This window comes from Anabaena sp. FACHB-595, assembly GCF_048568275.1.
Taxonomy (GTDB): domain Bacteria; phylum Cyanobacteriota; class Cyanobacteriia; order Cyanobacteriales; family Nostocaceae; genus Trichormus.
Genome location: NZ_CP183473.1, coordinates 5,084,574 through 5,099,352, shown reverse-complemented (window position 1 = coordinate 5,099,352; position 14,779 = coordinate 5,084,574). Strand labels below are relative to the sequence as shown.

The 14,779-nt window shown below is 41.7% G+C and carries 10 protein-coding genes; 6 read left to right on the top strand and 4 right to left on the bottom strand.

Annotation, left to right across the window (positions count from 1 at the left end):
* Nucleotides 1-217 precede the first annotated feature (217 nt).
* Nucleotides 218-1,342 (top strand): Gfo/Idh/MocA family protein, encoded by a 1,125-nt coding sequence (locus ACN222_RS21270; RefSeq protein WP_010998390.1) that lies wholly within the window; start codon nt 218-220, stop codon nt 1,340-1,342.
* Nucleotides 1,343-1,438: 96 nt separating this feature from the next.
* Here the strand turns inward: ACN222_RS21270 and petJ are convergent, their stop codons facing one another.
* The 3 genes from petJ to ACN222_RS21255 form a co-directional block, all read right to left on the bottom strand.
* Entirely contained in the window at nt 1,439-1,774 is a 336-nt protein-coding gene (petJ, locus tag ACN222_RS21265; RefSeq protein WP_010998389.1) for a cytochrome c6 PetJ, read from the bottom strand.
* A gap of 193 nt (nt 1,775-1,967) precedes the next feature.
* Entirely contained in the window at nt 1,968-2,462 is a 495-nt protein-coding gene (locus tag ACN222_RS21260; RefSeq protein WP_010998388.1) for a GNAT family N-acetyltransferase, read from the bottom strand.
* Nucleotides 2,463-2,856: 394 nt separating this feature from the next.
* Complete coding sequence (locus ACN222_RS21255) at nt 2,857-4,029, bottom strand: RpoD/SigA family RNA polymerase sigma factor (protein ID WP_010998387.1); 1,173 nt, start codon at nt 4,027-4,029, stop codon at nt 2,857-2,859.
* Between the two features lie 800 nt (nt 4,030-4,829).
* Between ACN222_RS21255 and priA the strand changes: the two genes are divergently transcribed.
* Complete coding sequence (gene priA, locus ACN222_RS21250) at nt 4,830-7,370, top strand: primosomal protein N' (RefSeq protein ID WP_096637191.1); 2,541 nt, start codon at nt 4,830-4,832, stop codon at nt 7,368-7,370.
* On the opposite strand, the gene ACN222_RS21245 is transcribed toward priA, so the two are convergent.
* The gene (locus tag ACN222_RS21245; protein ID WP_044523251.1) at nt 7,356-8,882 is read right to left on the bottom strand and encodes an FAD-dependent oxidoreductase; all 1,527 of its coding nucleotides are present in this window, start codon (nt 8,880-8,882) and stop codon (nt 7,356-7,358) included. The two genes, priA and ACN222_RS21245, sit on opposite strands and share 15 nt — an antisense overlap.
* 503 nt (nt 8,883-9,385) lie before the next feature.
* Between ACN222_RS21245 and kdpA the strand changes: the two genes are divergently transcribed.
* From kdpA to kdpC, 4 genes are all read left to right on the top strand, one after another.
* Nucleotides 9,386-11,071, top strand: coding sequence for a potassium-transporting ATPase subunit KdpA (gene kdpA, locus ACN222_RS21240; RefSeq protein ID WP_010998384.1), 1,686 nt, complete (start codon nt 9,386-9,388; stop codon nt 11,069-11,071).
* Nucleotides 11,072-11,151: 80 nt separating this feature from the next.
* Complete coding sequence (gene kdpB / locus ACN222_RS21235; RefSeq protein WP_010998383.1) at nt 11,152-13,257, top strand: potassium-transporting ATPase subunit KdpB; 2,106 nt, start codon at nt 11,152-11,154, stop codon at nt 13,255-13,257.
* Between the two features lie 105 nt (nt 13,258-13,362).
* The gene (gene kdpF, locus ACN222_RS21230; protein ID WP_010998382.1) at nt 13,363-13,659 is read left to right on the top strand and encodes a K(+)-transporting ATPase subunit F; all 297 of its coding nucleotides are present in this window, start codon (nt 13,363-13,365) and stop codon (nt 13,657-13,659) included.
* A gap of 317 nt (nt 13,660-13,976) precedes the next feature.
* The gene (gene kdpC / locus ACN222_RS21225) at nt 13,977-14,576 is read left to right on the top strand and encodes a K(+)-transporting ATPase subunit C (protein ID WP_010998381.1); all 600 of its coding nucleotides are present in this window, start codon (nt 13,977-13,979) and stop codon (nt 14,574-14,576) included.
* Nucleotides 14,577-14,779: the final 203 nt, after the last annotated feature.

Sequence of the window (14,779 nt, the reverse complement as noted above, 5' to 3'; positions counted from 1 at the left end):
CATCCTTCTAGGATAGGGCTTCCGTGTTTCGCTTCTCTACGAGATCCTACGCGTAGCTTGCTTCCATGAAGTGGTACGCCGCACTCGCATTGGCGGAAAGGGCTTGCTCCCCCTGCCTCTTCCGGTCAACAGTCAACATGAAAAGATTGCTCAAAGATGTTACGCCTAGCTTGCTTCGCCGTAGAATTACACATAAACTTTTAGTTATTTAAATTTTATGGTGTCTGGATTACAAGCAAATCAGGGTAAAATTGGAGTAGCGATCGCCGGGACTGGTTTTGGTCAAAAAGTTCACATACCTGCCTTTCAAGCCCATCATCGCACTGATATAGTTGCGATTTATCACCGCGATATTCATAAAGCTAAAGCAATTGCCGAAGCAAACAATATTCCCCATGCCTTTGACACTATAGCTGATACCGTTAATCTGCCGGAAGTACAAGCAGTCAGTATCGCTACACCACCTTTCCTGCATTATGAAATGGGGAAAACAGTATTGCAAGCAGGAAAACATTTACTACTAGAAAAGCCTGTCACCCTAAATGTAGCTGAAGCACAAGAATTGTATCAATTAGCAAAAAAGCAAGGTGTTATTGCCACTGTAGATTTTGAGTTTCGTTTTGTCCCTGCATGGCAACTATTCGCTGAACTTCTATCATCAGGTTATGTAGGAACTCCTCGCCTGATTAGAATTGATTGGTTAGGTTCTTCTCGTGCCGATACTTCCCGTCCTTGGAACTGGTATTCTTCTAAGGAAAAGGGTGGTGGTGCGTTAGGTTCATTAGGTTCCCACGCTTTCGATTATATTTATTGGCTATTTGGTTCAGTCCGCCGATTAAATGCCCATTTGACTACAGCTATTCCTCAACGGATTGACTCTATTAGTGGTGAATTAAAAGCAGTAGAGACAGACGATACTTGTCTGCTGTCACTAGAATTAGCAAATGGTACGCCCTGCCAAGTGACTATCAGCGCTGCTGTTCATGCTTCTAGAACACACTGGATGGAAGTATATGGCGATCGCGGTACTCTAGTAATTGGTAGTGAAAATCAAAAAGATTACATCCACGGTTTTCGCGTTTGGGGTTCCCAACCAGGTCAACCTCTTCAAGAAATCGAAATCCCACCCAAATTACTATTTCCCCAACATTACACCGACGGACGCATTTGTGCATTCTTGCGGGTAGTAGACCAATGGGTACAAGGCATTGATCAGCAAAAGCCAATAGTACCATCTTTAAAAGAAGGTATTTATTCCCAGTTATTAATGGATTTATCTCATCAATCTTATATAACTGCTAGCTGGGTAGATGTGCCAAATGTGGAAGATTATCTAATTTAATTTGCGCTTTCCACTTATTACTTCATCTCTCTCATGATAAAAATAGCGGGATTATTTCCCGCTATCTGTTAGTTAGCTTTGCTCTTGAAGTGGAATTTACTTCCAATCTGCATCGGCTTTTCCTAGCACGTAAGCAGCTACATCTTCAATTTGTTCAGGTTTTAAGCGACCTTTGAAAGCAGGCATGGCGTTCTTACCGTTTGTTACCTGGGCAATGATTGCCTCTGCTGAGTACATCCCATATTTTTCCAAATCGGCTTTCTTCAGAGTTTTCTGTGCTTGAACCAAATTCTTGCCACCTGCATGGCAAGAAGCGCAGTTAGCACTGAATATCTTGGCTCCATTTACACTGTCTGCTGCTAATGCAGGGCTACTGAAGGCAAAAGTGAAGAGTGCTATGCCTAACAGTACTAGGGAAAAAATCTTTTTCATGTCGCGTTCTCTCTGCAAATAAGGCTCATTGAGACCAATATCATCCTCAATTATTTTCAGTTGAGCTGCTGTCATAGTCAAATGACAAGCTGTCAAACTTTAATAGTCGGTTGTCAGTTGTCAGTTGTCATTGGTTCTTCTTCTTTGCTTCCCCTGCCCCTCTGCTCACCTGCTCCCTGCTCCCTTGCCTTCTTCACTTCCCCTTGGCTAATTGGCTCATTGCGTCTTCTGTAACGCGGCAAATTCGCCAATCGTCTAATATGGTTGCTCCCATGTGGCGGTAAAATGCTTGGGCTGATTCATTCCAGTCCAGAACGCTCCATTCTAGTCGTCCACAATCACGCTCGACAGCTATTTGGGCTAATTTAGTGAGGAGTGCTTTACCAATGCCTTGTCGTCGATAGTCGGGTAGGACAAACAAGTCTTCTAGATAAATGCCTGGCTTGGTGAGGAAGGTAGAGTAATTATGAAAAAATAAGGCAAACCCTACGGCTTGACCTGAGGATTCCGCTAAAATTGCTTCAACGTATCTTTGGGAGCCAAACAAATGCTCTTGAAGTGCAAGAACGTTGCCAGTTACAGCATGAGTTAATTTTTCGTACTCCGCCAATTCTTTAATTAAGCTAAATAGTGTTTCGCTATCAGCAGGTTCAGCAAAACGCACGGTCAAATCGTTACGCACAGTCATTCATTCATAGTCTATAGTCCACAGTCAATAGTTTAAGCGATCGCCTACGGTGGGCGGAACGCCATCGCCTCCAATAGGGTGTGCTTATGTTGTAATTTTTTTGACTTGTTACTCTTGGCAGAATAAAAAATGGTCAGGTTATACCAATTCAAAATTCACTCATAGCCTACGGCAATCTCTTACGAGAGGCTAACCGCCAACGCGTAGCGTCTCCTAGATAAGGCTTGCGCCAACAGAATACCCTTTGGGTTCTCCGCAGGAGTACAAAATTAAGAATCAAGACGGGATAAGCGTTTGGGGCTTTATATCTGTCGCATTCCTTTTTCAAATTGGTATTAGTTATGAGTCCTAAGTAAAAATACTAAAGTCCAATCTCTAATCCCTAATTCCTAGCTCAAATCAACCAACCCTTAAGACGTTTGGCTATGTGAGGACGGCGTAATTTACGCATGGCTTTGCTTTGAATTTGGCGGACTCGTTCGCGGGATAAGTTGAACATATTTCCGACTTCCTCCAGGGTGCAAGGTTCGCTAGTTGTCAAACCATAGCGTAGAGAAATTACGTCTTTTTCTCTGGGAGTGAGGACATCACCTAAAACTTCCCAAATCTCCTGACGCATCATATTTTCGTTCATTTTTGCTTCCGGAGATAAGTTATCCTCATCTTCTAATAAATCCATCAGTTCGGTATCTTCTTCTTTACCGACACGATGGTTTAAAGATAGGGCTTGTCGCCGGAGTTGTTGCAGTTGGCGCAGTTGGGGGACGCTAATTTCCAAAGCTTCGGCCATTTCTGCTTCGGAAGGGTTGCGGCTGAATTTTTGTTTGAGTTCCCGTTGGGCTTTTTTGAGTTTGTTGAGTTTTTCTACAATATGGATGGGTAGGCGGATGGTTCTGGCATCATTAGCGATCGCTCTCGTAATCGCTTGTCTAATCCACCAGTAAGCATAAGTAGAGAACTTATATCCTTTATCGGGATCAAATTTTTCTGTAGCTCGATTCAATCCCATTGCACCTTCTTGAATTAAATCTAGAAAAGGTACTCCCCGATTTAGATATCGCTTGGCAATTGATACTACTAATCTCAAGTTCGAGCGAATCATTTTACGCTTCGCCACTCGACCTTGATACAATCGATTTTCTAATTGTTTTTCTGTTATCTCTAGTTGACCAGCTACTTGGGCTTTTGTCGGATGTTGCCCTATTTGTAATTGCAGATCTGCTTGTAAATCTCTAACTTCTTCTAAAAATCTGACTCTTCTGGCTAATTCTACCTCTTCATCGGGTTTTAGCAGTGGATAACGTGCCATTTCTTTAAAGAACGCACCTACCGCATCATCATGCTCGGTTTTATTGTAGCCCGAAGGTCGGGCAGCCGCCATTTCATCCCCGCTATCACGTTCCTCTGAGTCTAAATTCTCTGTTATTGGGGGTTCTTCTTCTATTATCAGTTCTAAAGTATCAAGAGAGTGTTCTTCATGTTCTACAACGCTCTCTATTATTTCCATTGTTCCCAATTCAGCAATATTCATAGTTTCCTTGAGGGATTCATGCTTTGTTTGGTACATAATTTCATGACAACTGTTAACTACTGAGAATTGTTGGGCTTCCTAACTAAGATTGTGTCTTTTAAGTAGCAATTTTCAGATTCATGTAATTAATTTCTAGCAGTTAAAAATAACTCCTAGCCGCCTCTTTATAGCTGCTACTATATTAGAATTCTCAGGAATATTTAGTTTTGCACCCAAATTTTATTTTCTCAGTTTCCAACAGATATATTGCTTATTTTTTTATTAATCATTTAATCTGTTAAACCCCCTCAACCTTTCTCTAAATTAACAATTAGAAAAAAATACGGGAAAAGTCCCCTTCATTTTTAATAATTATATACTTTTATAAAGTTTTCTAGCTTTATTCGTTGAGAGACATAACTGCAATCATAATATTTGTTGGTTTAAAGTTAGTCAGTGGCTTGGTTATTTTCCTAAATGCTAATAGTTAGGCAATTTACTAATCCCACAAAATTGTTTGTATAAAAGCATCTCATAGAGACAAAGGAATGAATATCTATCAATGGGCGGAAAAAAGGCTATTCCCTATTTAGTAGTTAGATGAACTATTTCAGAAATAGACAGGTAGATAGTTTTATTTTTTATAGTGGACTTCAAATATTTATTGCACGTATGGTTGGTTTTAATTTGTCTAGTAGATTACATAAGAGGAAACTTATCAAGTATCATAACTAATAAAAGTATTTTGAATTACAATTTTATTCTAAAGAAAGAAAAATTAAAATATAACGAGCTAAGAGAACTTTACGGACTGAGTTTAAGGCAATAAGAATATTTATCTTTAAAATTCAAGAACTATGTATATTAATGACATCAATTCCCTGGATTTAGTAGTGAGTGAAAATCAGGAATTATACCGAGTAATAACCAATGAAAATCAGTATGTCGAAGTATTAGTAGACTTTCCTGGTAATTCAGGATTATTCACTTACCGAATACCAAGTCAGTTAGAAATCAGACCTGGGGATATATTAAGTGTACCTTTTGGCTCCCAACAATTGGGAGCGATCGCCATTCGTTTATTGGCAGAACCCAACATTGATCTAGCACCAGACAAGATCCGGGAAGTAGAGGACGTAGTAACTTCCGGATTTTTTGCTAGTGCTTATTGGGAATTATTAAATAGAGTAGCGTCATATTACTACACACCTTTAATTCAAGTAATAAGAGTAGCATTACCACCAGGATTATTAGGGCGATCGCAACGTCGCGTGCGCTTGATCAAAAGAGAAAATGAACAGCCATTTGTCAGCTTTTTAAGTCCCCCAGCGCAGCAAATTCTCCAACTACTGCAATCCCAACCATCAGGAGATTATAGTTTCCATTATTTGCAACAAAAAGTTAAAGCTACTTATCGAGGGATGCGGGAATTATTACGCATAGGTTTAGTAGAAAGTTACTTAGAACCGCCCCGGACAAATCGCCCAAAATTGCAAAAAGCAGTCATATTAATTGATACAGTTGATCGTGATTTAACCAACCGTCAAAGGGAGATTTTAGAAGTATTGCGGAGACGTGGCGGTGAGCTATGGCACAGTGAATTGTTACAAATTTGTAGTACCAGTTCCTCTACCCTGAAGTCGATGGAACAAAAAGGTTACATTGCTATAGAAGAAAGAGAGGTATTGCGGACAGAACAAGGACAAGTATTAGATTTAGATACACCGAAGTTATTAAATATTGCTCAAGAGAATGCCTTAGCAACTATCCAAAAGTTAAATGGATTTGCTCAAGTATTGTTGCACGGAGTCACAGGTTCCGGCAAAACAGAAGTATATTTACAAGCAATCGCTCCAATACTCGCACAAGGCAAATCAGCTCTAGTATTAGTCCCAGAAATCGGTCTCACACCCCAACTCACAGACCGTTTCCGCGCCCGTTTTGGTAACAATAAAATCAGCGTCTATCACAGCGCCCTCTCCGATGGTGAACGCTACGACACTTGGCGACAAATGCTGACAGGCACACCCCAAATTGTCATCGGCACACGTAGCGCCATCTTCGCACCCTTACCCAACTTAGGCTTAATCATCCTCGACGAAGAACATGACTCCAGCTTTAAACAAGACTCCCCCATCCCCACCTACCACGCCCGCACCGTTGCCCAATGGCGTGCAGAACTAGAAAACTGTCCCCTAGTTTTAGGTTCCGCCACACCTTCCTTAGAAAGTTGGGTAAGCGTGAGTCAACAGTCAGCAGTCCACAGTCAACAGTCAGCAGTCAACAGTCCACAGTCAATAGTCAATAGCCTCGCTCTCTACTCCCCCCTCCCGGAACGCATCAACTCTCGCCCCCTACCACCAGTAGAGATAGTTGATATGCGGCAAGAGTTACAGGATGGGAATCGTTCTATATTTAGTCGGTCGTTACAAGCAGCTTTACAACACCTGGAACAAACGGGAAAACAGGGGATTTTATTTATCCATCGTCGGGGACATAGTACGTTTGTGTCGTGTCGTAGTTGTGGCTATGTAGTGGAGTGTCCCCACTGTGATGTGTCCCTGGCTTATCACCAGACAGAAGCAGGCGCGCCTCAATTGTTGCGCTGTCATTACTGTAATTATGTGAGCGTACATCCCAAACACTGCCCAGAATGCAGTTCACCTTACCTGAAATTTTTCGGTAGCGGTACTCAACGAGTCGCCCAGGAATTAAGCCGACAGTTTCCGGGGTTAAAATACATCCGCTTTGATAGTGATACCACCCGCAACAAAGGCGCACACCGTACCCTACTGACTCAGTTTGCCAATGGGGAAGCGAATTTATTAGTGGGGACGCAAATGTTAACTAAGGGGTTAGATTTACCCCAGGTGACACTTGTGGGTGTCGTCGCTGCTGATGGACTGTTGAATTTGTCAGATTATCGCGCCAGCGAACGGGCATTTCAAACTCTGACTCAGGTAGCTGGTAGAGCTGGCAGAGGTGATGACCCTGGTAGGGTGATTATGCAAACTTACACACCAGAACATCCAGTAATTGAAGCAGTCAAGTATCACAATTATCAGTCTTTTGTGCAGGCGGAATTGGAACAACGGCAAGCCCTCAATTATCCACCTTATGGTAGGTTAATTTTATTGCGACTGAGTAGCTTTGATCCTATACAAGTACAGAATACAACTCAGGCGATCGCCACAGTATTAAATGCCAACCCAGGATTTGAATTATTAGGCCCAGCACCAGCTAGTGTGATGCGGGTAGCAAACCGTTATCGCTGGCAAATATTACTCAAGTTTGCCCCCGAAGCACTACCCCAATTACCAGACTGGGACGAAGTACGTCTACTTTGTCCTGATGGTGTCAACTTAACTATAGATGTAGACCCATTAAATATTATGTGATGCGACAAATAGCCAGCGACCACCTACAACCAACAATCCACACCCGATTACCAGCCCAAGTACATATAAAGTCTGGCTGGTACGTTCGACTTTAACCAAAATTTCTTGGTAGGAAAGCTGATAATTTTGGATGAGGAAAAATGCTGGTGGATAAAATAGGAAAGGTAACAAACGACTAAGTACAAGTCTGAGAAAAAAATTGATACTCCATAGCTTAGTGCGGAAGGGGTTTTGACCGTATTGCCAGGGAAAGGCGATTTGAGCAAGTTTGGTGACAGCTTTGACATCAGCAAGCCGCAAGGACTCATATAAAGGTAATGCCTGTGAGAGGTTATCATGACTCTGAGCAAGCGCCTCATTCAAAACACAAACATCTTCTAACGCCGCATTTACCCCCTGTCCAATATCTGGCGGAAAGCAATGGATAGTGTCGCCTAACAACACTACCCCAACAGCAGAAGCATCCTGAGTTTCTGGCTTGTGTTTCAATAAAAATTGCAATCCATCACAGTATTGGGGTTTAGGGAAATAACCGCCTTCACTTTTGGCAAATCGGTCGGCTTCTTCGGGGGATAATATTTTACGTATGGGCAACTGGGGAAAGGATTTCTCGAAAAACCTATAAATTGCCTCACCATCTTGCAACGTCCACACTTCATGGTCTGGTAAGGCGATTACATTCGCGGTTCTTGGTTCCTCTGGGTCTTTTACTGGTAGTAAACCAAGTCTTAAATAACGCTGGCGATTACGTAAAGCTCCCAGGACAATATAAGCCATTTCGCTCACAGCTTGTTCTTCACCACGATGATCCAAAGATGGCTTCGGTGGCAAGCTTAACACTTTATACCTCAAACCAGAACTAGCGGAGGGTAGCTGCTGCATCTGAAATTTGTGCAATCCAGAAGTTTCCCACTCTGCTAAAGTATTACGGACAACTGAGCGCAGACCATCACACCCAACTAAAAGACTAGGCTCAAATTTGACGAAATTATCGTTACCAACCTGAGCAAGAACTTCTAATTTCTCTACTTCATTATTGATAGCTAATTTATTAATTTTGACACATTTAGCATTGAATAGAACTTTTATATATTCGTTCCAATGCTGTTCAATCTGCTGATATAACATCCCCACAAAAGCTTTTCTGGTAATCCAATAAGCAGTTTTTCTTTGAGGGTCTATAATAGGCAACTTTGATGATTTTTTGTCACCGTTAGGGGCAATCTTGGTTAAGTAAAATTCTTGAGATGAAACACCTAGAGTTGCCAGGATAGAGGTGATGCCCAGATAATCTGTTAACTTTTGTCCTCGACCATCTATTAAATAATTAAATGACTTGTCAGGTTCATAATAATCAGCTGTTGCCCGTTGTTCCAATATAGTAATATTTGTCCAACCCCTTTTGGCTAGAATTAATGCGGTAGCAAGGCCTGAAGGGCCGCCACCTATGATTAAAATATTTTGTTTATAATATTTAGGTTCATTAGCTATTAATAATTCTTGTTCTAACATATATTTTTTATTCATATTAGTAGTCACCATTTTTAATATACTAATTCTCAAGCTGATCTAAAATTAGATCCTATTTCTCGGTATTGAAATTAAATTTCTGATTAAATAGGTGAAAATGTTAATCAAACTGAAGGTAGAGAATTTGATTTTTATCATATTTTTTTCTTAAGTATCTATCGTAATGCGTGTAATATTATACTTGCGGGTTACTTTTGAGCAAGTAAATCTCACAGATTGTAAAGTAGCCAATCTTCAGGATGTATTGTATAAACAAATGTATTCACAATCAAAAATATGAGTAAAAGTAAAATTTAAATATTCTTGATGGACACTTTAAATAGTATCCAAGAAATAGTAATGGTTGAAACAAGTAAAGTGTGTAGATTGAATTGTGGTTCACGGAGAAGTTGCCAAATTGCTCACACTCTCATCAGTAAACAGGTTATTTTTTATATCTAAATAATTAACGGTATAGCACTCAATTGGAATTGGGCGTGAAATAAATGGGACAAGGTTTGTTACAAATTGGCTTAACGCTGTGTATTGTCATAGCAATTACTCCGGTTTTAGGTAGATATATAGCCCGTGTGTTTTTGGGAGAAAGAACAATACTTGATCGTGTAATGAATCCCATAGAGCGGAGTGTCTATGTAATATCAGGTGTCCGTCCTAAAGATGAGATGACTGGTTGGCAGTATATCCGGGCAATACTATACACCAATCTGTTCATGGGAATTTTAGTATATTCGCTGATATATTTTCAGAGGTTATTACCTTGGAATCCCAACGGTTTAGGTGTGCCTAGTTGGGATATCGTCCTGCATACAGTAATTTCCTTTGTCACCAATACTGATCAACAACACTACGCTGGCGAGACAACCCTCAGTTACTTCTCCCAAGTAGCAGCCTTGGGATTTTTGATGTTCACCTCAGCCGCCACTGGTTTAGCTGTGGGTATTGCCTTCATTCGTGGCTTAACAGGCAGAAAACTAGGGAACTTCTATGTTGACCTTACCCGTGGGATTACCAGAATATTATTGCCCATCTCGGTAATTGGTGCGATCGCCTTAGTTTTGTTAGGTGTACCGCAAACAATAGGCGAAACTTTGACAATCACTACCTTAGAAGGGGGAACCCAGTACATTGCTAGAGGCCCAGTAGCATCCTTTGAGATGATCAAAATGTTGGGAGAAAACGGCGGCGGTTTTTTTGCCGCTAACTCCGCTCACCCCTTTGAAAATCCCAACGGCTTGACTAACTTAATTGAAACCATTGCCATGATTGCGATCCCCGCAGCCATGATTTATACATACGGTGTATTTGCCAAAAACATCAAACAGGCTTGGCTATTATTCTGGATGGTCTTTATTGTCTTTGTAATTCTGGTGTGGGTAGCCGCAGGTGGCGAACTCCAAGGAAATCCTCTAGTTAATGGCACTTTAGGAATAGAACAACCCAATTTAGAAGGCAAAGAAGTCCGCTTTGGTTGGGCAGAAACAGCACTTTGGGCAGTTATGACAACCGCTACCATGTGCGGTGCAGTCAACGGAATGCACGATTCCTTAATGCCTCAAGGGCTATTTGCCACTTTATTTAACTTATTCTTGCAAATTATTTGGGGTGGTCAGGGAACCGGCACTGCTTACCTATTCATTTATTTGATTCTCACCGTATTCCTCACCGGACTCATGGTAGGACGTACCCCAGAAATTTTTGGACGCAAAATCGAAAAGCGGGAAATTGTCCTGGCCAGCCTCATATTACTGATTCACCCCATAGTAGTCTTAATTCCCAGTGCGATCGCCCTGGCTTATCCGTTCTCCCTTTCCGGCATCAGTAACCCCAGCTTTCACGGCATCTCCCAGGTAGTTTACGAATACGCCTCAGCCAGTGCTAACAACGGTTCCGGTTTAGAAGGATTGACCGATAATAGCCTGTGGTGGAATCTCAGCACCAGTCTCAGCATTCTTACAGGCCGCTATGTCCCCATTATTGCCATGCTGCTCTTGGCTGATAGTATGTCTCGTAAACAAACCGTACCCCAAACCCCAGGAACCCTGAAAACCGATTCTTTAATATTTACGACGGTCACCGCCGGCATAGTCTTGATTTTGGGGGTTTTAACATTCTTCCCCGTCCTAGCTTTAGGCCCCATCGCCGAAGGTTTTAAACTAGCATCTGGTAGCTAGAAGCGGCTGGGGGTAGAGGAGCAAAAAAATCCTATTCCCCAGGAGTTTTTGAATTTTGAATTTTGAATTTTGAATTGTATATGAACCCAGTTGCACCTACCCGAAAAGTTAAACCCCCCCGCAATCGTCCGAGCGATCGCCGACAAGCACGTAAGAAAGCTAGAATCAAAACCAAAGGAATTTACCTCAGGGCTATTAAGGATGCTTTTGTTAAACTCAATCCCAAATCTGCCATTAAAAACCCTGTCATGTTTGTGGTTTGGGTAGCAACACTCGTCACCTTAGCCGTGACTATTAATCCCGACTTATTTGGCCCCAATCAACAGAAAAATCCCCAACTTTTCAACGGTCTATTAACCGGGATTTTATTTTTTACTGTTTGGTTTGCTAACTTTGCCGAAGCCGTCGCCGAGGGTAGAGGTAAAGCCCAAGCTGATACATTGCGCTCAACTAAATCAGAAGCGATCGCCAAACAACTTTCTCCTGATGGCACAATTGCAGAAGTCCCTTCCACTAACCTCAAACAAGGCGACACTGTATATGTAGTAGCTGGCGATATTATTCCCGCCGACGGGGAAGTAATTATGGGTGTCGCCTCAGTGGATGAATCAGCAATTACTGGGGAATCTGCCCCAGTTCTCAAAGAATCAGGCTCAGATGTTGCTAGTTCCGTTACTGGTGGAACACGGATTATTTCCGATGAACTGATTGTCAGGGTGACATCTGACCCAGGTAAAGGTTTTATTGACCGAATGATTGCCTTGGTAGAAGGTGCAGAACGCAGCAAAACACCTAATGAAGTCGCTTTGACTGTCTTATTGGCAGTTTTGAGCTTGGTATTTCTATTTGTGATTGCCACCTTACCTGCATTTGCCTACTATGCTGATACACCAGTTAATGTCCCGACTTTAATTGCCTTATTAGTTGCATTGATCCCCACCACCATCGGCGGGTTACTCAGCGCTATTGGCATTGCTGGTATGGATAGAGTTGCCCAATTTAACGTCATCGCCACCTCTGGACGGGCAGTAGAAGTCTGTGGTGATATTAATACCCTAGTGTTAGATAAAACAGGCACAATCACCTTGGGTAATCGTTTGGCTGAAGAGTTTATTCCCATTAATGGTTACTCTGTAGAACAATTAGCCAGCGTTGCTTGGGCTGCTAGCGTTTTTGACGATACACCAGAAGGCAAATCAATTGTCCGCCTAGCTGAGAAATTAGGTATCAGGTATGACCTAGATCCCAACCTAGCCCAAGCAGTAGAATTTTCTGCCAAAACACGGATGAGTGGCACTAATTTACCTGGTGGAAGGGAAGCAAGAAAGGGAGCAGTCGGTGCGATTCAAGGGTTTGTGCGTTCTCGTAATGGGCAAACTATCCCAGAATTAGACGCAGCCTATGAGCGAGTCTCCCAACAGGGAGGTACACCCCTAGCAGTTTGCCTAGATAACGAAATTTACGGTGTCATCTACCTAAAAGACATTGTTAAATCTGGGATTCGAGAACGATTTGACCAGTTGCGGCGGATGGGAGTACGTACCATTATGCTCACTGGTGATAACCACATCACAGCCTCTGTCATCGCCCAAGAAGCCGGAGTTGATGACTTTATCGCCGAGGCCACACCAGAAGATAAAATCAGCGTCATTCAACGAGAACAAGCACAAGGCAAACTCGTAGCCATGACGGGAGACGGAACCAATGATGCGCCAGCCTTAGCCCAAGCTAATGTTGGTGTAGCCATGAACACGGGAACCCAAGCCGCCAAGGAAGCCGCCAACATGGTAGATTTGGACTCAGACCCCACAAAACTGATTGATATTGTCAGTATTGGTAAACAATTGCTGATTACCCGTGGTGCGTTGACTACATTTTCCATTGCGAATGACATTGCTAAATACTTTGCCATTATTCCGGTCATATTTGCGGCGGCTAATCTGCAAAGCCTGAATATTATGAATTTGACTAGTACTAACTCTGCTGTGCTGTCGGCTCTAATTTACAACGCCTTAATTATTCCGGCTCTCATCCCCTTAGCTTTAAAAGGTGTGCAGTTTAGACCATTAACAGCCAATCAGTTACTTCAACGTAATATTCTCATTTATGGCTTAGGTGGAGTGATTGCACCATTTATCGCTATTAAATTGATAGATATATTAATTACTCTGGTTGGGTTGGCATGAAAAAACGATTCGAGATGGTGCAGGGGGGAGAAGAAAACCAATGACAACTGACAACTGACAACTAACAACTAACTAAATAATTTAAGCGGGTGTATAAGAAAAAGTATGAAAAAAGGAATTGATGGATATGACAAGTTTTTCATGGTGGATTTGATACAGGCGATTACCTCCGCTTTTTCGGAGACTATTGCCTATATTTGGTCAAGATGGACAAAACAACAGCTACCCTTAGCGATCGCCCTTATTTTATGTTTCCATCTCATCATTAACCCCAGAGTCTATGCAGCTACTAGTATTACACTAAATCAAAACTCCCCCTGGGCTTTTGGTATTTTAGGAGCAGTGATCGCCGGACTTGTTATTTACTTATTTGTCGTTATTTTTCAACCAGAGCGCTTTTAATAATGGCAACAAAGATTGGTGAAATCTACACCTACAAAATCTAAAATTGAATGGCTCTTGCGTTGGTTTTATGGTGGAGCATTAAAATCACAGTTTTATAGAAAGGCTCAAAAACTTAAAACCCAGTCACAGCAATGAATACAGGCTATCTTTGGGTTTTATTTATTATTCTGTTCCATAAAATGAACTGAAGAGCCAATTGAATTGTGATATTAACGGAAAAATGTTATGAGAAAAGTCGGGTTTAAAACCGAGTGTAACTGTGGTTGACTGTCTTTAATTTTGAACTTTTAATTTTGAATTTTGAATTGATTAATATGTCTTTTATTCGAGAAATTTTGAGAGCAATTCGTATTACTCTAATCTTTTGGTTAGTGACAGCCATTATTTATCCTCTCGCTATTTTAGTAGTTGGGCAAGGTTTATTTCCCATCCAAGCTAACGGTAGCATCATGGAAAATATAGAAGGAACACCAATAGGTTCAACCTTAATTAGTCAAGTATTCACTTCCGAAAAATATTTTCACAGTCGTCCTAGTGCGGTTAGATATAGTCAAGGCAGAAAAGCCAAGCCAACAGGTATATCTGGTGGTAGCAATCTAGCTCCTAGCAACCCAGCACTGCTTGAGCGCATCATTGAGGAAGCAAATCAACTCCGTGATGAGAATGTTCAACCTATTGCCGATTTAATTTATAGTTCCGGTTCGGGCTTAGATCCCCATATTTCTGTTCAAGCTGCAAGACAACAGTTAGAAAGAGTCGCTCGCGCCCGTGGTGTTCAACCAGATGAAATTCTCCTGGCAATTAATAAGTTCACTGATGGTAGATTTTTAGGAATTTTTGGTGAACCAGGAGTTAATGTTCTGCGATTAAATTATGCTCTCGATTTGCAAGATATCAATCGTCAACAAAACTGATAATATTAGGGATTTTTAACATTTGACAGTTAACTCTGAATTTTTAACTTAGGACTTACGCATGAAAACGAAAAATCAAGGGTTTGGAGAAGGGTGTAGGAAAGGGTATAGGGGTGTCAATGTTTAAAACCCTTACACCCCTATACCCTTACCCCCTTACACCCAGTCTCAACAGAAAACCTGGGTGCGTAAGTCCTATAACT

Excerpts from the sequence above, each read along its gene's own strand:
- ACN222_RS21270 (WP_010998390.1), top strand. The coding sequence starts at position 218 with ATGGTGTCTGGATTACAAGCAAATCAGGGTAAAATTGGAGTAGCGATC.
- petJ (WP_010998389.1), bottom strand. The coding sequence starts at position 1,774 with ATGAAAAAGATTTTTTCCCTAGTACTGTTAGGCATAGCACTCTTCACT.
- ACN222_RS21260 (WP_010998388.1), bottom strand. The coding sequence starts at position 2,462 with ATGACTGTGCGTAACGATTTGACCGTGCGTTTTGCTGAACCTGCTGAT.
- ACN222_RS21255 (WP_010998387.1), bottom strand. The coding sequence starts at position 4,029 with ATGTACCAAACAAAGCATGAATCCCTCAAGGAAACTATGAATATTGCT.
- priA (WP_096637191.1), top strand. The coding sequence starts at position 4,830 with ATGTATATTAATGACATCAATTCCCTGGATTTAGTAGTGAGTGAAAAT.
- ACN222_RS21245 (WP_044523251.1), bottom strand. The coding sequence starts at position 8,882 with ATGTTAGAACAAGAATTATTAATAGCTAATGAACCTAAATATTATAAA.
- kdpA (WP_010998384.1), top strand. The coding sequence starts at position 9,386 with ATGGGACAAGGTTTGTTACAAATTGGCTTAACGCTGTGTATTGTCATA.
- kdpB (WP_010998383.1), top strand. The coding sequence starts at position 11,152 with ATGAACCCAGTTGCACCTACCCGAAAAGTTAAACCCCCCCGCAATCGT.
- kdpF (WP_010998382.1), top strand. The coding sequence starts at position 13,363 with ATGAAAAAAGGAATTGATGGATATGACAAGTTTTTCATGGTGGATTTG.
- kdpC (WP_010998381.1), top strand. The coding sequence starts at position 13,977 with ATGTCTTTTATTCGAGAAATTTTGAGAGCAATTCGTATTACTCTAATC.